18 protein-coding genes are annotated in these 25,384 nt (G+C 38.9%); 9 read left to right on the plus strand and 9 right to left on the minus strand.

Features of this window, described 5'->3' with window-relative positions; all coding sequences use genetic code 11:
* Window positions 1–4 precede the first annotated feature (4 nt).
* The 3 genes from SC428_RS01665 to SC428_RS01675 are packed head-to-tail and all read right to left on the minus strand — an operon-like array spanning window position 5 to window position 8,736.
* Complete coding sequence (locus SC428_RS01665) at window positions 5–6,244, minus strand: AAA domain-containing protein (protein ID WP_318705707.1); 6,240 nt, start codon at window positions 6,242–6,244, stop codon at window positions 5–7.
* A gap of 17 nt (window positions 6,245–6,261) precedes the next feature.
* A complete protein-coding gene (locus tag SC428_RS01670) occupies window positions 6,262–6,894 on the minus strand; it encodes a 4Fe-4S single cluster domain-containing protein (RefSeq protein ID WP_318705708.1) in 633 nt (210 codons plus the stop codon).
* A 6-nt stretch (window positions 6,895–6,900) separates the two neighbouring features.
* Window positions 6,901–8,736, minus strand: coding sequence for an AAA family ATPase (locus SC428_RS01675; RefSeq protein ID WP_070928006.1), 1,836 nt, complete (start codon window positions 8,734–8,736; stop codon window positions 6,901–6,903).
* A 211-nt stretch (window positions 8,737–8,947) separates the two neighbouring features.
* Between SC428_RS01675 and SC428_RS01680 the strand changes: the two genes are divergently transcribed.
* The 5 genes from SC428_RS01680 to SC428_RS01700 all read left to right on the plus strand — a co-directional run bounded on the left by SC428_RS01680 (window position 8,948) and on the right by SC428_RS01700 (window position 13,625).
* Entirely contained in the window at window positions 8,948–9,406 is a 459-nt protein-coding gene (locus SC428_RS01680; protein WP_140180024.1) for a GNAT family N-acetyltransferase, read from the plus strand.
* 617 nt (window positions 9,407–10,023) lie between these two features.
* Entirely contained in the window at window positions 10,024–11,139 is a 1,116-nt protein-coding gene (locus tag SC428_RS01685) for a M20 family metallopeptidase (RefSeq protein ID WP_140186490.1), read from the plus strand.
* A gap of 85 nt (window positions 11,140–11,224) precedes the next feature.
* Entirely contained in the window at window positions 11,225–12,523 is a 1,299-nt protein-coding gene (locus tag SC428_RS01690) for an MFS transporter (RefSeq protein WP_081335943.1), read from the plus strand.
* 277 nt (window positions 12,524–12,800) lie between these two features.
* Window positions 12,801–13,031 carry a hypothetical protein gene (locus tag SC428_RS01695; RefSeq protein ID WP_081335942.1) on the plus strand — a complete coding sequence of 77 codons (231 nt, stop codon included), beginning with the start codon at window positions 12,801–12,803 and terminating at the stop codon, window positions 13,029–13,031.
* A 30-nt stretch (window positions 13,032–13,061) separates the two neighbouring features.
* A complete protein-coding gene (locus SC428_RS01700) occupies window positions 13,062–13,625 on the plus strand; it encodes a class I SAM-dependent methyltransferase (protein WP_140180033.1) in 564 nt (187 codons plus the stop codon).
* 64 nt (window positions 13,626–13,689) lie between these two features.
* On the opposite strand, the gene SC428_RS01705 is transcribed toward SC428_RS01700, so the two are convergent.
* Window positions 13,690–14,154, minus strand: a complete 465-nt coding sequence (locus SC428_RS01705) for a YaiI/YqxD family protein (protein WP_140186486.1) — start codon at window positions 14,152–14,154, stop codon at window positions 13,690–13,692.
* 439 nt (window positions 14,155–14,593) lie between these two features.
* On the opposite strand from SC428_RS01705, the gene yghX reads away from it, so the two are divergent.
* Window positions 14,594–15,478, plus strand: coding sequence for a YghX family hydrolase (gene yghX / locus SC428_RS01710; RefSeq protein WP_070927998.1), 885 nt, complete (start codon window positions 14,594–14,596; stop codon window positions 15,476–15,478).
* Window positions 15,479–15,578: 100 nt separating this feature from the next.
* Here yghX and SC428_RS01715 read toward each other — a convergent pair whose 3' ends face one another.
* Both SC428_RS01715 and alkB read right to left on the minus strand, forming a co-directional pair.
* Window positions 15,579–16,604, minus strand: coding sequence for a threonine aldolase family protein (locus SC428_RS01715; RefSeq protein WP_140186484.1), 1,026 nt, complete (start codon window positions 16,602–16,604; stop codon window positions 15,579–15,581).
* Window positions 16,605–16,728: 124 nt separating this feature from the next.
* The gene (alkB, locus tag SC428_RS01720; protein WP_070927995.1) at window positions 16,729–17,361 is read right to left on the minus strand and encodes a DNA oxidative demethylase AlkB; all 633 of its coding nucleotides are present in this window, start codon (window positions 17,359–17,361) and stop codon (window positions 16,729–16,731) included.
* Between the two features lie 250 nt (window positions 17,362–17,611).
* Between alkB and SC428_RS01725 the strand changes: the two genes are divergently transcribed.
* Window positions 17,612–19,798, plus strand: coding sequence for a glycoside hydrolase (locus tag SC428_RS01725; RefSeq protein WP_318705709.1), 2,187 nt, complete (start codon window positions 17,612–17,614; stop codon window positions 19,796–19,798).
* Window positions 19,799–19,894: 96 nt separating this feature from the next.
* On the opposite strand, the gene SC428_RS01730 is transcribed toward SC428_RS01725, so the two are convergent.
* The 3 genes from SC428_RS01730 to SC428_RS01740 all read right to left on the minus strand — a co-directional run bounded on the left by SC428_RS01730 (window position 19,895) and on the right by SC428_RS01740 (window position 22,917).
* On the minus strand, window positions 19,895–21,049 hold the full coding sequence (locus tag SC428_RS01730) for an autotransporter outer membrane beta-barrel domain-containing protein (RefSeq protein ID WP_318705710.1): 1,155 nt from the start codon (window positions 21,047–21,049) through the stop codon (window positions 19,895–19,897).
* Window positions 21,018–21,695, minus strand: coding sequence for a hypothetical protein (locus tag SC428_RS01735; protein WP_070927989.1), 678 nt, complete (start codon window positions 21,693–21,695; stop codon window positions 21,018–21,020). The genes SC428_RS01730 and SC428_RS01735 overlap by 32 nt, the downstream gene beginning before the upstream one ends.
* Window positions 21,696–21,984: 289 nt before the next feature.
* Window positions 21,985–22,917 (minus strand): LysR family transcriptional regulator, encoded by a 933-nt coding sequence (locus SC428_RS01740; protein ID WP_233445674.1) that lies wholly within the window; start codon window positions 22,915–22,917, stop codon window positions 21,985–21,987.
* Window positions 22,918–23,014: 97 nt separating this feature from the next.
* Between SC428_RS01740 and SC428_RS01745 the strand changes: the two genes are divergently transcribed.
* Together SC428_RS01745 and SC428_RS01750 are read left to right on the plus strand one after the other, a co-directional pair.
* Complete coding sequence (locus tag SC428_RS01745; RefSeq protein WP_318705711.1) at window positions 23,015–24,172, plus strand: MFS transporter; 1,158 nt, start codon at window positions 23,015–23,017, stop codon at window positions 24,170–24,172.
* 95 nt (window positions 24,173–24,267) lie between these two features.
* On the plus strand, window positions 24,268–25,158 hold the full coding sequence (locus tag SC428_RS01750; protein ID WP_318705712.1) for an alpha/beta hydrolase: 891 nt from the start codon (window positions 24,268–24,270) through the stop codon (window positions 25,156–25,158).
* Window positions 25,159–25,384: the final 226 nt, after the last annotated feature.

Genomic DNA, 25,384 nt, shown 5'->3' on the forward strand with positions numbered 1-25,384 from the left:
TAACCTATTTAATCATTAATGATGCTTGATGAATTGCTGCAACAAGTTGTTGTTGTGCCTTTTCTCGCTCGTAATACCATTCTCTCAGCGAGACACGATGGCGAGCCACTACAATACGTTTTAATACCCCTTCTCGCCAGAGTTCTCGTGAACGCGCACGCTGCAATAACATATGGTGTGGCATATCGCATTCTACCCCCAATAAAAATTGCCCAGTGGCTTCATTTTCAATTAAACAATCAAAATAAAATACCCCTACTTGCTCTGTAGGTGCAATTTTCCAACCTTGAGAACGAATAAATTGGGTGACGGATCCAACAAATGCATCAATCTGTACTTCGGGTTGCGTTTGTGCCGCTTGCGTATAACACATTCGATTGAGCAATTTACTGTTTTCTGCTTGCATTAATGGGTCACTCAAGTTTTTAGCGTAAGCTAAATAGCCTTGTAAATAATCACGTGGGATCTCAGGTTTCCGATATGTCGTGAGTAAATCTGAAATTTCATCGATTGGCATTGATGACATGATCACCACTTGTTGACGCGCCCGAGTGATCGCGACATTTAAGCGCCGTTCGCCTCCAGTTTGCCCTAATACACCAAAATTACGTCTAAATGTTCCTTGTTGATTACGCCCAAACGTGGTGGAAAATAAAATCACATCACGCTCATCACCTTGGACGTTTTCGACATTTTTCACAAAAAATGACATATCTTCATCGTTGGTTTGGCGTTGAGCTTCTTCACTGTAGGCTTGATGAAATTGCTCGTCCACTAGCGCTTTAGCTCGAATATGTTGATTAATCAATTGAGCCTGTTTTTGGTTAAAGGTGACCACACCAATAGAAGGCCTTTCATTAAATGGGCGCAACCAAATTTGAGATAAGTGCTCTACAACTGCTTTTGCTTCATCTTCATTACTTTGATTAACATAAGTACCATTAACGGTGATCAATCTTAATGGTTTAACATCATTCACGATTTTCGTGGAGTGTTGGGCTGGGATATTCAACCGATTTTCATAGAATGCGTAGTTAGAGAAGTTAATCAATTCACGGTAGACTGAACGATAGTGAATATCGAGAGAATATACGGGTAATACCGTACGTGCTAGATGCAACAGATCAGGACAATCGCTAATTTGTCGGTAATTCCACTGCTCATCCGCTTGCTCTTGTTGATCTTCATCTTCATCATGTTCATCATCATCGGTGAGTTTTCCACTAAAAAATTTTGATGGTGGCATTTGTTTTTCATCACCACTGACAATCGCCTGCTTTCCTCTAAATAAGGTTGGTAATGCATATTCAATCGGCATTTGTGATGCTTCATCATAAATGACACTGTCAAACAGACCTGCTTTAAGTGGTAGAATCTGACTTGCTACATCCGGTGTCATCAACCAAACTGGACGCAATTGCATTAATCCAAGCTCACATCCTTCACTAATAAATTCACGCAGACGCCTAGCTCTCGGTCCTGTTAAACGTGTAATTGCTTCCCATTCACGGCGGCTAGCTAACATTAATGTATCAATATTGAGAGTTAACGCTTGCTTATTATGCCGTTGTAATTGATTTTGCAATTCAGCGAGTTGAGCAATCTGTTCTGTGACTTGATTATTATCTAAAGAAAGTACAGGTGATCGGGTTTCAATTTTATTTTTAGCCGATAACAAAAAGGCATGTTTAACTGTATTGGCTAATTTACTTACCCAATGAGAAGAGTGATCAGCCTCAATCAACGGTCGTAACAAAGCCAATATTTGCCAATTTGCTGGTGAAAAATGCGCGGTTTCAGCCCTAAATTTTTGAAATCGAGCTAGCTCAGGTAACGCTTTTTTTAGCTGTTCAATAGCTGTCGCTAATGAGTTCCCCGTCATAATAGCATCTTTAAATTGTTGCCAATAAGTTACTGTTAATACAGGTTTTAGCCTATCCAAAATAGCTAAGCTGTTTTGCCTTGCTTCCGCTTTGTCGATAGCCGCTTCTACTTCGCGGCATTGCTGCATAAATCCAAGTCGTTGCTGTTGAACAATGGCCGATAAAAAATGTTCTGGTTGTGGATAATTTGCCAAAGTGGCCGCATTTTGTTCAACTTGTCGAAGCTGTTCAATTAGCGAGCTGAGGGTTTTCTGCCATAACTGTGTCGCTGGATTTAGTGGCTCAATGTGTAATTGATGGTAGATAGGTAATAGTTCTTGATATAACAGGCGCCATTGTTGCTCGGTATTAATCGTTTTTAATAAACAATCAAACTTAATAACACTACTGTTCATTCCACTGGAAGCAACGAATTGAGCGAGTTTGTTTTTTCGACTGTAATAAAAAGGATTTAACAAACGTAGAAATGAGCCGTGTAATTTCTCCGAAATAGCACGTGACAGCTGAGCTAATGTTAAATTATCCAATGATGCCAATAGCGAAAAATAATGAGACTCGGTTCCTGTGGTATCAATGCTGCTTAAGCGGTTATTTAGCTGTATTAATTGCTCTATCACCGTAGCACCAATAGTTTGTTTACCCTGCTCATTTAAAAACAAGGTTAGCCACTGCGAAAAGTCATGCCATTGATCGGGGGTCAATAAAGCAAACTGTTGTTGGCACTGCTGGTAAGTTGTTCGATGATCTAGCAATAGCTCTATATTTATTTGGTGTTCAACGCCATTCTCAGTGCTTAAACGCTGAGTTTCTGCCGCGATAAACAATGGAAAAGTCTGCTCAAACAAGCGGTATTCTGGATCATCAAGGTTAAATTGCGCTATTCCATTCAATGGACTTTGCTCATAATTTAATGCAAACCAGTTAGGGGCATGAATATTAATATCATTGATAAATTGAGTGATACTGTTTTTGTTTTGTAAGACTAAAACAGATTGTATTTGATCAATATCCAGCAAATAACGTTCGGCTTTATCAGCAACCAATAACCCTGATAATACCTCTTTATATGACAATTTTAATTGGTCATCGGCGGTATACATTGCCTGATAATATTCATCAAGCGTATTTTCACACTGTTCAAGTGTTTGATTAACTTGCCGACGTTGATTGCGCCAATCATCATCGTGTAACTCGGTTGCCAATTTAACCCATAATTGTTCAAGTTGTTCTCGAACTGCCTGAATAACTTCTCGTGATTTCTGATTTTGATTAATCATTAATACACGATCTGCCAATCCACTAGCAACTAAGCGTTTATAAACCACCTCTAATGCAGCAGGCTTTTGACAGATAACTAATGCCGTTTTCTGACGACCAATAGCATCAGCAATTAAGTTGACAATCGTTTGGCTTTTCCCTGTTCCCGGAGGGCCTTCAATTAATAGTCCGGTTCCTTGGCGAGCAGCCTGTACTACCGCCTCCTGAGACGGATCTGGCAGTGATAAAAAGTATTGGTCTTTAGTTTGTTCCTGTGGTGCCCCATCTATGCTTTGTTGCTCATTGAGGTTGAGCATGGTGGCTAGTGCTGTTTGATTAATACTTTGTGAAGTAATTAATTGCAAATCACTGCTGATGGCTTGCCCAATAAATGAAGTATGGAACAACACCGCCGAGCAAATGATTTGTGCACTGTTTTCGGGCACATTTTCAGTAATAGAGGGTAATGGTGATAAATTAAATTCTCTCACAGGCAAAAGCCCATTGAGCATTGTCATTGTTTCTTCAACACTTAAGGCGGCTTGCGAAAGAATATTATCTAACGCGTCTTGCCATTCACTCACTGCGGGGATCCCAACAAAATTAGCCAGCGCTGGGTTAATGCGGACCGCTGCTCTATCATTATCAAAAGCGAGTTGGACAGGTCCTCGTTGTAATTCAGAAGATAAAATAGATACGGGCCATAAAAATAATGGCGCAATACGTGGTTTGATTTTATTGGGTTGGGTATTCAGGAGTAAAAATGGAAAACCTAAATACATGCCATTAATACCGGTGTCTCTTTGGTACAATTGCGTATCTGATTGCAATGCCCACAAACGTGAATTAACGCCTTTACGCTGTAACAACAAATCACTATCAATCGTGGTTGCACGGCTTTTCCGATTAATTAAATGCTCTAATAGCTTATCAGCACCTTGGTGTGAGCTCGTGCACTCAGTAAGATCAACCCGACCAGCTGTAGCCGTTAAACGCATACGGACAAGGTTACCACGCTGGGTAACAGAGGTAAGTTTTTGTGCGAAAAAGCCAAGAACTTCAAGGATATACTTCTGTGATTCTGGAACTTGCCATTGTTCAATTGGGACGGCTAACATCAGCAAAACCTGCGGGAGTGGCAAGCGACGCGTTAATAAAAAAGTGTCAGCCCACTGATCAATATCCATTACACCGAGTCGTTTAAAACCTTCTAATCGTTCTGCTAATAATTGAAATAGCTCATTACGTGGTAAAAGTAACTGCTGCTTAGCCACTTCATGGTCAAAATGGGCAATATCATATTGTGTAGCCAATTTAGCCGCATCACTTATAATAGTGTCTACCGCAATAAACTGCCCAATATCAGCACTGAGTAGTAAAATATAATCATCTTCTTGTGGCTTTTGTTTACCAATGAGTACCCTTAAACTGTCGTTATGTGTATCAGGGAATTGCTGATGAAAAATATCCCAACGCGCCATTAACTGACTGGTAGAACTAATTAATAAATAGAGTTTTAAGCTTTCTTCATTGAGTGGGATTTGCTGTTGTTCTGCGCGCAGGCGGATCCTACATTGACGATGAAAAAGTTGAACCAGCCAATGTTGCTCGTCTATCGCTTGAAGTTGATTTGCTAATGGCTCACTAATTAATTGGTAACCCAACATTGGGTTGTCTAGTAGCCATGCTGGCGTGATAATTTCACCTTGAAAAACAAACGGAATATTTGGATTCAAAATCCGTAGCGCTAAGGCCAATTTTAGGTCAGGAATAATTTCTGTATTATTCATTAAACGCTGTAATTGCCCTAATACACTGCCCATTTGGTCAAATTTACTTAACCATGACGTGATTTCTCCACGGGTTAACAAGTCAATCGCATCGTCCCAATGCGCTTGTTCCGCTGCAACCAACGCAAATGTTTCTGGATGACTGAATTGGTATCCTGCGAATGACAAGTTATGTACTTGTTGCTGTATGTCGCTATTGAGCAATTCAGGAGCTTGGACAGGACGACCTTGTAACCAAGCTGAAACTTGAGGCCACTGCCAACGTGAAAAGCGATCTCTATTTAATAAACCACGTAATAAGAGTTGAGTACGGTCATCCAATTCACTAGGGAGCTCAATACCATTCGTCATGACATGAATCAGAAATGCATTATCATGGATATGATCAAAACATTTTCCACGGGTTAATTGCTCCAGCAAAATAATCCCTAAGCTCCACCAATCTGATGCGGCGCAAACCCCTCCTGCTAAGGTTTCTGGAGCTGTATAACGTGAAATATCTAATGGTGAGACGATATCAAGATCAAATTCAGACAAGCTTGCTGAACCATATTCTATAATAACAATATCGAGTGGTTCACGACTGCGTATTAATAGGTTAGAAGGCCTTAAAGCACGATGACGTAATCCATGTTCAGCAAATGTGGCTAATGCAGTTCCCAGCTCTTCAACTAATTTAGGAATTTCATCTGGCCGCCAAAAATCCCCTTGTTGGATAAATTGGCTAAGTGAGCCACCGGTTAACTGTTCAGTGACATGCCATGCTCTATTTTCCCATCGCCCTGTTTCATAAAACTGTGGCACATGCTCAGTGGGAATGAGTTTGAGTACTTGGTAAATCGCCGGATCAGGCTCTTCTCCCTTTTGGTACAGCGTTAATACACCAACTTGCCCTGTTAGCTTATTTGTGACAGCGTAACGCTCACGCGCGCTATCAATTTCATTAATACGTTGATCTAGACGCCAGTCATCTATATATCGGTGAGAAGTTATCTCTTGTTGCTGCTCGCGACTATCATTGGATGACGCTGCATCAGCACCGCATTGTAGGCAAATAAGATCACTGGGGTCCATTGGATGACCATTGACGCAAACTATCGCGTCTGGTGTCGATACATCGACAACCTTATCGCCCGCTGAAATGTGATCGCCGGTGACTTCGCTTTGCTGTAATGGCGGTTGCCAACTTTCATCCTGAATGGTTTCAAGAGTAAGATCCCAACCACAAGGTTGATGATTAATTTGCCCCTCACAAAAAATCTCCGTTAATGGGCGTTTTGTCTGGCAATGAGGGCAAAAACGTATCATGGTCATCCGCTATTCCGATCCACTTATTTTTTAAGTTGTTTTAAAGGTTGTTCTTGTTGTTCAAGCCATGATTGTAAATAGGACATGTCATGGCGCTGGGGGATCCCCAGTAAAAAAATACGACCTGTTTCATCTACGGCGAGATCAAGCGCTTTATGAGAATCTATTAACTGAGTATCGTATTGAGAGAAACGTTGTTTTCCCAATGATGTGAGACAATGCAACTGTTGGTTATCACTTCCTCTCAATGCCAATGTTTGTGGCGCGCTTTCTTGATATGGTCCTGTGATTAACGCATCAATCAACCCATTCATATCTAAAATGTCTTGATGAATATCATCCCATTCATAACCGCTATAAACTAGAATGTCACCCTGAAAATTTTGCCGTAATTCTGTTAATAAACATTGCAAGGCATCTCGTTGCTCAAATGGTTCTCCACCTGAAATGGTGATCCCATCCGCCTCTTGTAACCATGGTTTTAATTGCTGCATCAAAACTGTAATATCAATACCACTTTCTCGCCGATGCCAAGTGTCCGGTGACATACATCCTTTGCAATGTATAGAGCAGCCTTGAACCCATAAGCCAATACGTTGACCGGGCCCCAAAGTCGTGACAGGAAAATGAATTCGTGAAAGACTGATTTTTGTCATTTATTATTACGCCATCGGTTGCAGTAATATACGCGTTGATTCACCTATCTCTATATCTGTTATTTGATAAGCGCTATTCTCCACCAATTCGCTGTCAAAAATGGCTCGTGATAATGGATTAATTAAATATGCTTCTAATTGATTGCGTATACCGCGCCCACCATTCGATAAATCAGCTAAACAACGTGTTTTTAGTCTCTCTTTTGCCTGTTGGGAAATAACAATGTTTAATGACTGTTTTTCCAGACCTAATAGAATGTTATCAACCATTTGTTCAAAGATTTGCTCTGCCACATCTGGGCGAATAAAATCAAAAACAATGATATTTTCACCGATACGGTTTAATAATTCAGGCCGGTTGAGCACTAATTTGAAATGTCGCTCAATCTCATTTTTTACATTGCGAGTCACTGTTTCAAATGGTTCATGGGGTTGCACATTAGCAACGCGTTCCCCATTAGCATCTAAACGATAAATACCGAGGTTGGAAGTAAAGATGATCAGAGATTCAGAGAAATAAACGCGATCTCCCCGCCCTGAAGTTAAAACACCATCATCAATAATTTGTAAAAACTTATCCATTAGGTGAGGATGTGCCTTTTCAATCTCATCAAATAGCACAACACTAAAAGGTTTTTCTCTGATGGCGTTGGTTAATTCGCCACCTGAATCATAGCCTACGTAACCAGGAGGAGCACCAATCAAACGTTGATCTGCATGTTCGGCACTAAACTCTGACATATCAAAGCGAATATAAGCACTCTCATCGCCAAATAGCAGTTGAGTTACTGTTTTGGCTAATTCCGTTTTACCAACCCCTGTTGGTCCCGCCAAAAAGACAACCCCTCTAGGACGGCCGCCTTTATGACCACCAACCCCTGTCATCGCGCGTTTGATAATATCGAGTAAATGGGTGACTGCATGCTGTTGCCCTTTAACCCTGCGTTGGATCATTTGTGGTGCATGACGAATTTTTTGTTTATCGATTTTTTTCCATGGATCTTCGGTAATACCTACTTTATAGCGACGTACAGCATCACTAATACGCACAGCGTCAACTTGCTCAATGCGCGCAAGCTGAATGATCGCAGTTAAATCAAGTAGCAGTAGACCTTCAGTTTCATCAATAAAATCATTAAGTAAACGTTGTTTTTCGCTTTCCTCAATATCGCTAAAGTTTGCTAGCGAAGACAGTAAACTTGGTGCGAGTTGTCGGCGAACTTGGCTATCTGGCTTAGCCACCGAAATAGCGCGCACTCGTGGATTGTTGACTAAGAACCAATCAGGTAAATCCGTTTCCTTTTCTACAATCCAAAATAAGCTATTAAAATAAGGTTGATTTTTTTCACCTGCTGGACGTGCTTTTGCTTGATGGGACACCACTAAGGCTCGAGTAAATAAGCTGTGCTCTGCTGGCGTCAAATTAGCGCGGTGGGAAATTAAACATGAGGCGAAATCAATGCAAAGTGCTATCGGCTGTTCAGTGCAATTTACCCATTTATCCAGCACTTGATTGAGGATATCTATTCCTCCTGCTGAATACCCTTCAGTGGGTGTTAACCCCAGTTTTTGCATGAGTGCCATCCCTGCCTCAACCTGTTTGGCTGGGTTAGCCACCCATTGGAACCCCAATAAAGGGGTATAGGTAATAATATGTGCGTAGCCAGCCTCAAATAAACTATTAAATAAGGATTGATTAAACGGTAATGGTGTCACCACATTAGGAGCAACTTCGCTTGCCTGAAGATCGCGAACGTTGCCAAATAATACAAATTGGCTTTTTAATGGTATAAATCTCAGTAAATCGCGTAACCAACGTGGTTTTTGAAAAGCAGTTTCCATGACATCCTTTACCTTACATGAGCATTTTATTCAAGTTTACCGTAAATGTTCGATAAATAGCGCATTTATCTATAACAACAACCAATAATCTGAACATTCTCATTACATTTGGTTATTCATTCATCTTTGTGTTTAATATTTCTATATTCCATTGTAATTTATAAGCAATCAATCGCCTTAATTTACCCTAATATTGAATAAGTGAGCCGAGATGTCCCCTTCATTTGAAACTTATTTGCATCCAACGTTATCCAACTGTTTTATCACGACTAATCCACACAACATGGATATTACAGCCATTCATCAGTTTTTAACTCATTCGACTTGGGCTGCGGGTATTTCCCGTGAAACTGTGCAGTTATCTATTACCAATAGTTTATGTTTCGGATTATTTAAAGATGATAAGCAAATTGGATTTGCGAGGTTAGTGACTGATTACGCAACATTTGGTTATTTATGCGATGTATATATTGTAGAAGAATGGCGTAATCATAAATTGAGTCGTTGGTTAGTTGAATGTTGCCAACAGCACCCTGTTACTCAGCGTTTACGACGTATTATGTTAGTAACTTCGACCGCTTCTTGGCTTTACGAAAAAGTCGGTTATCGCCCAGTTAAGCAAGAGAATTTTGTTTGGCAAATTGTTCGGCCAGATATATATAAACAGTAAATAAATTTAACTGGCCGAATAAAAAAAAGTAATGTGAGATCATGTTAGATAATATGATTAAGTATCACTTTTATAATTTTTCATCTAAAAATAACCTTCGAAATGTGCTGCTAATTTATATAAAGTTAGCATATTGAATTAATAACACTCTCAACTATTTATTAGCATGTTGTTTTCCAGCTCAACTATCATGGTAGTTGAAGCTATTTCTACCATCGAAAACACTAAATATAATAATCCAGAAAATTTATTTATATCGAATAAATATCATTAAAGATATTAAGTAATTGCAATTTCAATAATATATCCCTTATAGTGTTATCAGATTGTTAATTAATTATATCCATCAGCATTATCGGTTGTTATGCCATTTTTTATCAAAAAATAACTTTATATCAGCTATTTATCCTTGTTCAGTATGGATGTTTAGTCGCGCCTCTATTTTATTATTTAAGTACTAGGGGCTGTTAATAGTTTACTCGTGATACTTCAAGTTGCTGCATTGACGATGTTCACTCGCACTAGTCATATCCTTATGTATGCGCCTAGTGACTTGTTTACTTTTTGCCTAGCTGTACTTCGAATTATCTAGAGTAAAGATTAAATAAGGAAGCTCTATGAATTCAACATTATCTTTAACGCAAAAATTACTCAGTTTTAATACTATTAATCCCCCCGGCAATGAAGCCGAATGTATGCAGTTTCTTGCGGATTATCTGAAGCACAAAGGTTTTGAAACGAAACTTCATTCATTTGGTGAACAACGCATGAATCTTCTAGCGTGGATCTCAGGTTCAAAGGCTGGTAAACCATTGGGTTTTACTGGACATATCGACACCGTTCCTTTAGGCAAAACACCTTGGAAGTTTGACCCATTTGGTCACGATATTCACGGAGACAAGCTCTATGGACGCGGAGTCAGCGATATGAAGGCTTCTATAGCTGCGTTTATCATTGCCTGTATACAGCAGCAAGCCGCTTTGCGTAACAGTACAGGGGTAGTGCTTTATTTAACCGGTGGTGAAGAAACGGGTTGTGATGGCGCAAAAGCACTGCTAGCTGAAGAACACGTTCCTGAACCCGGCGCCTTAATTGTGGGCGAGCCAACGAATAATTATCCTATTATCGGCCATAAAGGTGCTTTATGGTTACGCTGTGCTCTTAAAGGCAAAACGGCTCATGGCTCTATGCCTTCTTTAGGGATCAATGCCATTTATTTAGCCGTTGATGCCTTGGGCAAAATAAAAGATCATTCTCTAGGTGCTCCTCACCCTTTAATGTCTTCACCCACTATGAATGTAAGTCGAATTCAAGGTGGCGAGAATATTAACTCTGTCCCTGATTATGTTCATTTCGATATGGATATTCGCAGTGTCCCCAACTTACCACATCAGCAAATATCGCAGCAGCTGGCCGCTCTTTTAGGGGAAAGCGCTGTATTAACCACATTGGTTGATTTACCTGCCGTGTTAACCGATGAAAAGCACACTTGGGTTCGTCAAGTTTATCAACATTGCCAAGCCCTACACCAACAACCTTTAGAAGCAAAAACAATGCCTTATTTTACCGATGCTTCGTTATTAGTTCCCGCATTAGGTAATCCCCCTTGCATTGTATTAGGTCCGGGTGAACCTGAACAAGCACATCAAACGGATGAATATTGCTCTATCGTTAAAATGGAGGCAGCTAAGACACTGTATAGCAAAATTATTTCTGATTGGGCTTCAGCTTGAAGAATGGGTAAATAGCAATCATCAATGCGCAGTACGTACTCCAATTCTTTAGTCAACATAAGTAAAATAAACGAGGAGTCGTTACATGTACCAAAATACAGTAGAAGTCGAAACTATTACCAGTCAGGGCGCTATTTCTGACAAAACCTACAATAAGTTATATTGGCGTTTACTGCCTTTTTTAGCGCTGTGCTATATGTTTGCTTATATTGACCGCATTAATATGGGTTTCGCTAAGTTACAGATGCAGGATGCGATCAACCTTAGTGATGCTGCATATGGTTTAGGTGCAGGGATCTTCTTTCTTGGTTATGTACTGTTTGAAATACCAAGTAATCTGTATTTAACTAAGATCGGCGCAAAAAGAACGTTTGTCCGTATTATGATCTTATGGGGGCTAACATCTGCGTCCATGATGTTTGTCTCTTCTCCAACAATGTTTTATATATTACGTTTTTTACTTGGTGTTTTTGAAGCTGGCTTCTTCCCTGGTGTGATTTTCTATCTGACATTATGGTTTCCAGTTCAACGTATGGCATCTGCAATGGCATTACTTATGTTAGCAGCCCCAATTGGCAGCATTATTTGTGGCCCGTTATCAACATGGTTAATGACTCACTTTCATGGTGTCAATGGATTACAAGGTTGGCAATGGATGTTCATGTTGGAAGGCTTACCGTGCGTTCTTCTTGGTATTTGGGCTTGGTTCTATATTATAGATAAACCAGAGCAAGCTAGTTGGTTAACCAAAGAAGAAAAACAAGAACTTGCCTCTTCAATCTCCCAAAAACAGCAAAGCGTTATCAACCATGCATCGTTTTTAACTGCCATTAAAACACCACTTACCTATGCATTAGCTATTCTATACTTTTGTATTATGTGTGGTATTTATGCGATCAGTTTCTGGTTACCAACTATTTTACAGTCACATGGCATTACTGATCTGATTGATATTGGTTTATATTCAGCTCTGCCCTATATTGCAGCCTTATTCAGCATGGTGATCTTATCCAAATCATCGGATATACGCCAAGAACGCCGTTTGCATGTTGCTATCCCTGCTCTCGTCGCGGGCCTTGCTTTATTTGCCTCTAACTATATGAGCAATTTTTTTCTGGCGATATTATTGCTAATTATTGCAACAGCATTAGTCTGGACAGCTTATACCATCTTTTGGTCTATCCCGTCTAAATATATGCAGGGAACTGCCGCTGCTGGTGGTATAGCTATGATCAATACCATTGGGTTATTTGGTGGCTTTTTAAGTCCTTATGTCTTAGGGTGGATCAAACAAACCACAGGCTCACTCACTTATGGCTTAATTTTAATGACAGTATTACTATTAATTGCTTCTGTGATTATGTTTAGCCAACGAAAAATTTAACTTTAATGATTATTTAAATAGATGTTGAGAAGTATAGAATTACAACATCTATTTAGAATCCCCATTTCACTCTCACCGCAATTAAAACAAGATATCATTTAATATATTCTTCCAGTCTTATAAATGGTTTTTATTATAAATTTAAATATTATCTTCAGTTTTTGTTATTAAAACCATTATCAATGTAATTAATTGTAATTATGGCATTAATATATTGCGCTTAGTGTTATATCCAAGGTTTATACTATCATTAAATTAAACGCAGGAGGATTAGACCATGTCATTTCTCAGTTGGTTATTTGGCTTCAATAGAAAATCACGTTACTCCAACTATAATCGCTATTCTAAACATGGCGGTTACTCTAAACACGGTAGGCATCATGGACAATATGAATATCAAAACTGGGATGTTAACAGTTCAGAACAACCCCTAATACAATGTCGACAATGCCAATCTATTTTAAATAAGAATGCGAAATTCTGTAGTGAATGTGGTCTATCGGTATAAACAAAAGCGCCTCTCATTAAGGTACGCAAAATGAAACTATCTTTTTTTTACCAATTTAATCACTACCCATTGTATATGAAAAATTTTATTGCTTCGCCAACTAAAATGGGAACGTTATTACCCTCTTCACCTTGGCTATGCAATAATATTCTCAATAATATAGATTGGAAAAATAGCTATAAAATAGTGGAAATTGGCGCAGGCAACGGCGTTATTAGTCAATATATTTTACAACGTATGTCTTCATTAGCCAGTTTAGATCTCTATGAAATTAATAACGATTTCATTAAGATCCTCAATCAAATAGATGAGCACCGAATAACCGTACATCATCGTTCAGCAGAATATTTATTCGGGGACTATGACATTGTTATTTCAGGGCTCCCTTTTCGTTCATTAAGCAAGAAAACAGGTATGAAGATCCTGAAAAATACCCGAGAACGATTACTGAAAAATAATGGCAGTCTGATATTGTTTCAATATACAAAAGGTTGTGAATCTATGTTTTCACGTTACTTTCATTTTACCAAAGAAAGGGTTTACCTTAATGTTCCACCCGCTTGGGTCTATACTTGTAAGCCTAAGTTAGATTAAGAGTTAAACCATGAATAAATATACAATGTCACCTTAAAGTGGATTTTAAGGTGACATCAATCTTTTATTGTGCAGATAAGGTTTTCCTTCGTTGCAATAACCATTTATCTAATTCATTGGCAAATTGTTGGCGATCTCGTTGATTTAAACTTGCGGGTCCACCCGTTTGAACACCACTCGCCCTCATCGTATCCATAAAATCTCTTATTGTTAAACGTTCTCGAATAGTCGCTTCATTATAACGTTCCCCTCGCGGATTCAAGGCGATCGCCCCTTTTTCCATCACCTCAGCGGCCAAAGGAATATCCGCAGTGACGACCAAGTCCCCCTTCTGTGCACGACGTACAATTTCATTATCTGCAACATCAAACCCAGCGGGTACTTGTAGGGTACGTAAAAAAGCCGATGGCGGTACACTTAAACGCTGATTAGCAACGAATGTTATCTGAACTTCTTCGCGATCAGCCGCCCGATACAAAACCTCTTTGATGACTTTTGGACAAGCATCCGCATCAACCCAAATAAACATCAAGTTACTCCATAACAATTAAAATCGTGTTTTACCACTGAATAATAACAATTTGATTGCTCTTGATTTTAAGCTATTTTTTCCATCACTAAAATAAAAACTGATTGAAAGCTAGCATTCAGTGTAAATTCTTTATTATCAATAAGATCGCAATAGCTTAAACCACTTCTTTCTCACTCACAAATTTTCATTTTATTTACCTTAAGTTACATTTAATTTCAACTTATTGATTATAATTTAATCGTATTTCATTATAAACCAACGAGTAAATGGCTTTATCATGAAAATACTTATTTTTAGTCGTACAAGTAGTAATCATTTATACAATATCAACTCTCATCATTCATAATATATTCAACGCATTGATTTTAATACGTAAAAATACACTCCTTACTAATTTACATATTTTTGAATATAAAATTACAGAAGGTAAATCAAAATGCGACTAACAGCCGATCATTTCCCTAAAGAATTACTCGAGTACTACGATTATTATGTCCATGGCAAAATAAATAAGCGGCAATTTCTTGCTCTTGCAGCTAAGTATACTGCTGGTGGTCTCTCTGCCATGATGTTATTTAACATGCTAAAACCTAATTATGCGCTCGCAGAGACAGTAAAATTTACCGATCCAGACATCTTTGCAGAGTATATTTTATACGATTCAATTAATGGTCATGGGCAAGTTCGTGGATATCTCGTTAAACCAACTAAGGTTAAAGAAAACGTATCAGCTGTAGTTGTTGTCCATGAAAATCGTGGACTTAACCCCTATATTGAAGATGTTGCACGACGCATAGCTAAAGCAGGCTATATCGCGCTTGCACCGGACGGTTTAAGTTCAGTAGGAGGCTATCCTGGAAATGATGATGAGGGAAGAATACTTCAGGAAAAAGTGGATCCCAAAAAACTAATGAATGATTTTTTTGCGGCCATTGAATTTATGCAACAACACGACGAAACCAATGGAAAGGTAGGAATTACCGGATTTTGTTATGGCGGAGGGATATCTAATGCCGCCGCTGTGGCCTATCCAGAATTAGCTTGTGCAGTTCCTTTTTACGGACGGCAGCCTCCAGCTACAGATGTACCGAAAATTAAGGCCCCACTGCTTATTCATTTTGCAGAGTATGATCAAAACATTAATGAGAGCTGGCCCGCCTATGAAGCCGCCCTTAAAGCAAACAACAAAATTTACGAGGCATATATATACCCCGGTGTAAACCACGGTTTTCACAATGATTCAACCCCTCGATATGACAAACCTGCCGCAGAATTGGCTTGGAACAGAACATTAGGCTGGTTCGAAAAGTACTTGAGTTAGATCTTCCAAACAAACATGTGTTTTAATATCTGGATGACTTCTCTCGTTTACGATGAGAAGTCATCATTAATAGCACAGTACATCGCTGTTCTAGCGCGAACTACAGTAATTGCTTAAATGTAGCAATAAATTTGTCAACATCTTGCTGAGTTGTTGACCATGAAGTACATAAGCGTAAACAACTTACTCCATCATTTGGCTCACAAATTTTGCGTAGTGCATAGTGCGCCATTAATTTTTTAGCCAATTGATTAGGAAGGATCACAAAAATCTGATTTGACTCAGGTGGAGCAAGGAAACTAAATCCTTTTTGTTCGAATAAGCTCACCAACTGCTGCGCTTTATCGTTAACATATTTCCCTAATTCAAAAAATAAGTCATCGGTAAAAAGTGCATCAAACTGCGCGGCTAATAACCAACCTTTGGCTTGTAATGCCCCTTTCTGCTTGATAGAAAAACGAAAATCAGATTTTAATGCAGGATGTAAGATAACCAATACCTCTGCGGCAAACGCACCAATTTTAGTACCGCCGATGTAAAACATATCGGTAAGCTGTGCAATATCTTCGATCGTCAAATCACTTTCTTTCGACATTAAACCAGATGCAAGGCGCGCACCGTCCATAAACAGTAATAACCCATGCTTATTACATTCCGCTTTCAGTGCTTGTAATTCTTGCTTACGGTAAACGGTACCAATTTCCGTTGAGTTGCTGATGTAAACCAATTTAGCTTGAACGGAATGTTCATCAGTATGCTCTGACAAAATCGCTTGGATATGCTTCGGCTCTAATTTTCCTGATCCAGAACTCACTGTAATCACTTTATGCCCAGTTGCTTCAATGGCTCCTGTCTCATGAGTTGCAATATGACCCGAGTCGACTGCAATTACAGCTTGATGTGGGCGAAGCACATGAGAAATCGCAGTTAGATTAGTGATTGTCCCACCATTAAAAAAATGGAGATCTGCATCATTGCGACCGATCCTTTGCTTGATGTTCTCTGTGATTTGCTGTGTATATTTATCCGTGCTATACCCGTCAAAACGTTTTCCGACTAAATCGTTTAATACTTGCATAACCCTTGGGTGTGCTATTTCGTTATAATCATTTTGGAAGCTATACATTACTATTCCTACTAATTAATATAGATTATTATTTATATTCCAATATTTCCCTATCTTCAATCAATCGATTGATATTGTTATTTTTAATTTTTCGTAGGGTGTTTTAAAAACGATTAGAAGGATGTTACTGGCTGCGACGAAATGTCAGGTTAATGCGGCATTCCCCCAATACTGGATGGTAACCTGCTTTTATGCTACGTATTCCATGGTAATTTAAGCGTGATTTTCCTCCCCAAACAACAACATCACCATGTTCTAATAAAAATACTTTTTTCGGCGCTTCTCTGGTCAAACCACCGAATTCAAACATTGCTGGTAAACCTAAAGAAAATGAAACGATTGGTTGTGAAAAATCAGTTTCATCTTTATCTTGATGCAAAGACAATTTAGCCCCAACACCATAGCGGTTCACTAAACAAGCATCGGGAGAAAAATGCTCAAACCCAACACTATTAGCGGCTTGTTGTGCCAATTCAAAGAAAATAGCCGGCATTTTTGGCCACGGTGACTGAGTGACAGGATCATCCATTTGATAACGATAGCCTTTGTGATCGCTCACCCAGCCCCAAGATCCACAGTTAGTCATTGACACTGACATTGAATAACCACTTGGCGTTAACATATGTCGAAATGGAGACTGTTGTATGACCTGCTCTAATCCAACGAGCAGTTCTTGCCCATTCCCTAATAGATACCCTTTCAATAACCAAGCATCTTCAGCCATTAGCAAAGTATTTTCTTCATCTGAAAACAACATACTAACTCCAAGAAAATTAAAATCCGCGCAATAGTGTTAAACATTATGACGTTTTTTGACAGATGCCATTGTCCATTCATGCAAAAATTATTATTTTCAATGCAATCATATAAAAATTAATAATTTCAATAATTGTTCAATTAACTCGATTTTTATCTACAAACAAATCTGTTTTTGATCAAATAAGGTCAGTGTTAGAATATTATTAATCATACCGCGATATTTTATAAATATAGGACTTTACCTTTACATGACAAAATATCCTTACAACCTAGCTTTAGCTTTGCTCGTTTTTAGCTCATCCACATATGCGCTGCCCCTTCAACATAATGGTTTTTTACTTGATATCGAGCCTGATACATTAAAAATAACGCACAAAAATGCGCTTATTAATGGGGGGATGCCACAAACTACGGTGGAAAAACTTAATACCAGTACAGATACAGCTCAGTGGTATTGGCCTGATAAACAAATGCAAGTCACCGCTCATCTCGAAAATCAGCAATTACGATTGCATTTTCAAACTTCAAAACAGCAAAAATTAGATTGGTATCAACTTCCTAAATCTGTTTCTGCACTCTATCTACCTATCGGTGAAGGTAGCCACGTTCCTATCAACAACCCAATTTGGCGGCAATATTTAATTAATGAACAAAACGAGATTGATACCAATTATGATCTTAAATTACCGCTATGGAGCCAACAACAAAATCAAGTATATAGCTGGCTGCTTATCACTCCATTTAGCAATAAAATTACCTTTTCTGAGCAAGCTAATCAATTGCAGATGTCATCTAGTCATTTATTTGACCAATTCAATCTTACTCAACCATTTGAAGTCATCCTTTCTATTGGCGAAAGTCCAATAGATGGTGCATTGGCTTATCGACGCTATTTAGAATCGATAGATGAAATTAAAACCTTACAACAAAAATTTCTTAATATTCCAGATGGCAATAAATTGATTGGTGCCTCTCATGTCTATATTTGGGGTAAAGGTTTATTGGATCAACAAGACATTAAAAACTGGTCAGGTTTAAATGAATATTTGCAATCACCTAAAGGTAAATCCATTTGGGATGCTCTTGATAAAGATGCACAACGTGCATTCAAAAAAATCAAACAATCTCCCCCTGAAAAATGGCAACAACCTTATTTAGTTAGTGCTCTTAATGAAGCTTTTAAAGTTGTCGTGCCTAATCCTAAAACGCCTGAAGACAGTGATTTCTTACTCTATCAACAAATTCAAGCACAAAAGATAGAACACATGGTGTTAAAACAACTTGGACCATGGCTAACTGGCAATGAAAATTGGGGGCAAGGTTTATCCATTCCACTAATCAATCAGTTGAACCTTCATGGATTACCTAAATTATGGCTAGGTGTTGATAATTGGTCAGTGACTTTTTACCAGCCTGAAGCCGTTGAGCAGGCAGTAAAATTGGGTTACTTGATAGGAGCTTATGACTCATATGACACCGCGATCCCTATCGGAGTCAATGAGCATTGGCTAACCGCGCAAATTCCTACTGTTTTGCGACAAAAATGTGCCATCGTGCAACAAAATGGACAAAAAAGCCCTGGCTTTGGGGGAAAAGGCTATTACTTAAATCCAAACTGTATGCAAGATTATTCACAAACGCGTATCAAAGCGTTACTTGAACTGTCGCACATCAATAGCTTATTTCTCGATGTCGATGGCACCGGTATGGTGGTCAATGACTATAGTGATATTAATTCTATGAGTGCCGAGCAAATGACAGCTGCGCGTAATGCGCGATTGGGTTGGATTGAAAAAACGCTTCGGATCCCATTAGGTTCAGAAGATGGTAATGCGGTGACCGCTAAACATCTTATGTTTGCTCATGGAATGGAAACATGGGGTTTTGGTTGGGGCGATAAAAGCATCCATAAAGATAAAAATTCACCTTATTATTTAGGCGCATGGTGGCCTGAAAGTGAGCCAGCTGTTTTTTTTAATAAAGCTAAGTTAAAACAACCCTATTTAACCGTTGAGTTTGATCCGCGTTGGCGACTGCCGCTCTATCAAACAGTATTTCACGACGCAATTATTAGCACACATCACTGGACATTTGATAACCTCAAATTCCCTGAAGTACAAACGACTAGAGAGTTATTAAGCCAATTATATAATACAGCGCCTTTATATAATTTAAGTCGAGGGACGATTAATCAGCGGCTCCCCGCAATGCTCAAATCCGATAGTGTTTTTCGGCCTATACACCAAGTATTATGGGATCAAAAACTAGTCGGATTTACATGGCTCGATAAAGAAGGTTGGGTACAACAAACCACCTTTAGCGATGGTTCAGTGATTATCGCTAATTTTGCCGATAAACCATTTAATGATGTGCCACCTCGTTCATTAAAAGCTGTGTTATCGAATGGGAAAGTCGTTAAACAAAGTTATCCTTAAAAGATAATGAGTTGCTAGTTTAACGACAAAAAAGCAAGCTGTATTCGATCATATTTTACGCTTATTTTTAGCTCGAATAGCGCTATAAATAAGCGATTAAAACGGGTAGTTAACACCTAACATTAGTATTGAGTCATGATAACCATGGCTACCTATTTGGTAACCTACATTACCCCATATATTCAATTGGTTATTCAACTGCCCTTCGATACCAAACTTTAATTCTCCAGTGTCCTTTTTCCCTTTCTGTGTACTAATGACACCATTGGCACTCACGCCAAAATCCTTACTATTATGGTTCCAATTTGCTTCAATATAGGAATAAAACAGGCTATTTTTATCTGTAGATTGAACATTCACTCCATTGATTAATAGTCTAATACCTACACGTGATTGAATATTACCATCACCAATACCTTTCACTTCAGTACCATTTGCTTCGTAATGAATATCGGGTTTAATTCCCATCCAAATTAACTGTACACTAGGCTGAATAAAATAAGCGATATTTTTTGTCGTGTTTTCAGCCAATTTCAGCGTATAGCCAGCCTCAATAGAACTAGTTATCCCTTTCAATTTATATTGTTCACTTGCTAATCCTTCGCCTGAAACAGTGTTGTTAAATAGGCTATACATTAACCAAGTGTCGACATATAAACCGGTATTATCAACAGTATTTGCCCCTCCTAACCCGTACACTCCAAAACTGTAACCGCGTAACATCCCCTCTGCATTGTAATGAGAAAGACTTGAGTGAGTATTGCTACGGCTTTCACCATAACCTGCCATCACACCAAAACTAAAACGAGCGACTTTCTGTTCAACCCACTGTACTAAATCTTTTCCTAGCTGAAAAACATAACTGTTAGACTGTGTTTTTAGTTGAGCGTGTGTATCATTTATTTGCTGGTGGCGACCTTCACTGCGGATCCATAAATTGTTAAGTCTTTTGGTATTTGTAGTTTGTGATTGAGCTTGCATGATCCCAAACGGTTGGAAAATACGTAATGCCACACCAACTTCTTGAGCGACACCTTTACGATCTTGGAGTGAAGGTATAAATAATGTATTTGCTGTTGATAGGCTTGCCGAATAAATCCCGAGCTCAGGCCTTTCAATTGCAACACTCTCTTCAATCAAGGTCGGTTCAGTTGATATCTTTGTTTCAGTAGAGAGAGCGGGTTCGATAGGTAGAGTCAGCGCTTCTGTAGGTATCGATTCAATGGGTTGTATTAATAATGCTTTCTCCATTGCCATAATTTTGAAATGAAATACCGCCTATACCAGCAATAATATTAGTTGCTGTGATATATGCATTATCGGCATAGCTTGTGCCTGTGATCCCCCAGCCATTTGTAGAAACTGTATCCCCTGTAGCAATTAAAGTAATATTTTTACCATTCTCTCCAAAACTCGATACATTAATTGCACTCGCATAATGGTCAGTAACTAATGTATTAGCAACTTGCAAAGTCAGCTCCTCTGCATTTTTACTAATACTTGCGGCTATAGCGGCAAGACCTATATCACCTAAATTAATGACATCTCCGGTTAGCTTGACGAAAAGATCGCCATTTTCACTTGATACGTACATCCCAAAGCCAACGCTGGAAATAGTTGATTTATAATCATCAATCAACGTTATGCCATTGCCATTAGATGCTAACATCATGGAATAATTGCTTTGAGTTGAAAGGCCAAATCCGTCTGTTGTCGTCACTATGGTAGGTTTACCACTAACACCAAGTAGAATAATTGTTTGGTCATTGTCAGTGATCCCCCCTGAACAAACATAAACCCCTAGTTCTCCCGTGCAGTTTCCTCCTTGTGCCGTTTCAACCATAAAAGTCAGCATGCTCAGTATTATCTGTTGACGAATACGAAATAGTTTACGCATAACTGCAACCTTTTCGTGAGTAATTGTTACACGTGAATGAAACGCTAGATAAGAGATAAGGAGAGGATTAACAACCGATCTGACGACATAATAGATTTACAAATAACCCGCCTATATATAATTTAGGCGGGCAATGGCACAATGTCGATATTATCAGATCAAATCTTAGTCTGAATTTCAGAAATGAAGGTGTTACTTAGATATCAAAAAATCAATAGACACTGTCGCTCAACATTGGGATGTTTTCCGTATTTCTATTTATTACCGCTATGCCAAGACATAATCAAGGCTAATGATTTTGTTCCCAAACCGCTTTCCCTTGCCAATATTCATCAAAAAGTTGTAAAAATAAGCGAACCTTTGGAGGCAGATAGCGCTTTGTTGGATAAAGAGCACATACAGGAGGCTCTGGTTGAGAGTTTTGCATCAACAAAGGTTGAAGTTGGCCATTTTGAATCGACTCACTCACCAAAAATGCGCCTAGCTGACAAATCCCTTGTCCTTGTATAGCAGCATTGAGGATCGCTTCAGTATCATTGAGTAATAACCGTCCATTCACAGCATAGTTGGTTTTGCCTTGTTCTGTTTTAAAGTGCCAAGGTACATTACTCCCTCTATGGCGAAATCCCAACAGCTGATGTTGTGCTAAATCAGTCAGAGACAGAGGAGTGCCATACTGCTGTAAATACATTGGTGAAGCACAAGTAATATAACGATGAGGTGCTAATACTTTACGGATCAATCGATTGTCGTCGTTACCACCGATCCTGATTGCCACATCAAACCCATCACGGATGATATCGCAATAATCATCTGAAAAATCGACATCAACCTCAACATCAGGCCAATGTGATAGATAAAGCTGCACAATAGGCATTACGAAACGTCGTCCAAATACCACAGGAACGGTAATTCTTAATAGTCCTCGTGGTTGTTGTTGCCCTTGGCTAAGTGTATTTTCGATTTGGTCAATTTCAGCCAAAATGCGTAATGCAGATTCATACACAGCTTGTCCTTCATCACTCAGACGAATACTACGTGTTGTACGATGCAGTAATCTAACCTGTAAACGAGCTTCTAAACGAGCTATGCATTTGCCAACTGCGGAACGTGATAGCTGTAGTCGTTCAGCCGATAGAGTAAAACTCCCCGTTTCAACTACATCGACTAACACATTTAAATCAGTCAGATTATCCATCAATAACCTTGATTTATTTGACACAATTTGTCCCCAATAATGTGACGATAGTCATATTTATCCATCATACCTTCCCCTATATGATTTGCGTACTTTTTTTAATAACATGTAGAAAATAGTGATGATAGAAACTTCCACAATTAAATATTCATGGTGGCCCGTTATTGCCGCTTCGTTGGCTACCTTTGCCGTTGTTACCACAGAAATGTTACCTATTGGCTTATTAAACCCTATCGTTGAACAATTCTCGGTGTCTTTTTCCAGTGTCAGTTTGTTGATGACAATACCCGCCATGGTTGCGGCAATTAGTTCACCTTTAATTGTACTTTTTACTGGGCGCTTTGATCGTAAAACAGTTCTATTGTTTGGAGCCATGCTCTTGGTCATGTGTAACTTTGTCGCAGCGGTAACACCTTACTTTTGGTTACTATTACTCAGTCGATTTTTTGTTGGTATTTGCATTGGCATTATCTGGGCAAATGCGGGTGGACTTGCACCTCGTTTAGTTGCTGTAAAGCATATTGGTTTTGCGACATCATTAATTTTTGGTGGTGTAGCCGCGGCTTCTGTTATTGGCATTCCTTTAGGTGTACTTATTGGTGAATGGCTTGGCTGGCGTGGCGTGTTTATGGCAATGGGGGGCTTTTCGTTATTACTATTATTTTTCATGGCCTATAGTTTACCAAGCTTACCTAGTTTGCAAATTCCAACGATTAGCCTGTTTATTAAACAAATTAAACGGCCTGTTATTACGATTGGTTTAAGTATTACCTTACTAATAGTTGCGGCTCACTTTATGGCTTTTACATACATTCGCCCATTACTCACTGTTGAAGGCCAAATCAATGGCCAACAACTCAGTGGGATACTGCTGATATATGGCTTAGCGGGTATAGCCGGTAACTTTGTTTTAGGGCTCTGTGCCAGTCGCTGGTTAACTTCAACAATAATCACGATTATTTTGGGGATCTGCGCATCTCTAACGATATTTATACTACTGCCTATAAATAGCATTACTGGTAGTATAACTATGTTGTTATGGGGTTTTATGTATGGTGGAGTTTCTGTTGTACTAATGACATGGATGATAATTCATAGCCACAAATATATTGAGATCACCAGTTCCCTTTACATCGCTTTTTTCAATTTAGGCATTGCAGCAGGCTCTACTTTAGGTGGGTTTACTGTCGCTTTGAGTGATTTTTACACGAATCTATCGATTGCTTTACTTTTGCTGCTTGCAACTTTAATTCTTTTATTAAGCTACCGCAAAGGTTAAGGTGTTTTCAGATGACTTTTAAGTTTTTTTATTGTTACTTTGCATATGTTTTTGTTCGATAAATAACAAACTAATTCACAATATTTGGATATAAAATGACTAATAATGCGCCAATTACACTCTATTATGATTCATTTGGCGATCGCGCTAACCCTGCGGTCGTATTGATACCAGGCTTAGGTGGCCATAACATTAGTTGGTCAGAAGACTTTTGCCAACGACTGGTAAATGCAGGTTATTATATAATTCGTGTTGATAACCGTGACAGTGGTCTGTCACCCCATTTTGATCATTTCCCTGCGATCAATATTCCTGAATTGATTGAACGATTACAACGTGGTGAACACGTTGATATTCCTTATACCTTATTTGATATGGCGGAAGATGTTCTAAGGCTGTTAAACCAACTATCGATTGAAAAAGCACATATTATTGGTCGTTCAATGGGGGGGATGGTTGCACAATTAGTTGCGGCTTTAGCGCCTGAAAACGTATTAAGTTTATGTCCTATTATGTCAAGTACAGGCAACCCTGCTTTACCACAGCCAGAGCCTGACGTGATGCAACTGTTGATGAGTTCAGGTGCAAATCCAAAAGAAGATCTTGATGGGTATCTAGAAGGTCAATTGGCATTTTATCGGCGTATCAGCTCGACACTTTTTCCATTCGATGAAGCTTATTATCGTCATTATATACTGCAAGCCTTAGCACGCAATTATTCACCAGAAGGGACTAAACGCCAGCTAGTTGCGGTCGCTATTACGGGAGATATGCGCCCTCACTTAACCACGATCACGGCACCAACGCTAGTGATCCACGGTTCAGTAGATCCATTGTTCCCTACCGCTGCTGGGAAAGATATTGCCGACAATATTGCAAATGCTACTTTTGATTTGATCTCAGGTATGGGGCATGAAACGCCACCACTATTAATTCCTCTAATAGCCGATAAAATCATTACACATTTAAATTCTGTGAGTGCTTAATAGCTTTAACAAGGTCTTTTTTGATGAATAGCGTAAGTAATATGTTCATTCGTGTGTGAATACGCAATAACTATTTACGATGTTCTCTTCTAGTAGCATTTAAAAATGTACACGCTATATACAACGGCATGTACATTTTTCATCTTTGAAGCCATTATTTTAACCAAAGGCTCTATAGGCTGACATCCACTATACTTATCTTCATATATCAATGGATAAGCTTGAA

Origin of the sequence: Providencia sp. 2023EL-00965, assembly GCF_033550225.1 — a bacterium.
GTDB classification, from domain to species: Bacteria; Pseudomonadota; Gammaproteobacteria; order Enterobacterales; family Enterobacteriaceae; genus Providencia; species Providencia manganoxydans.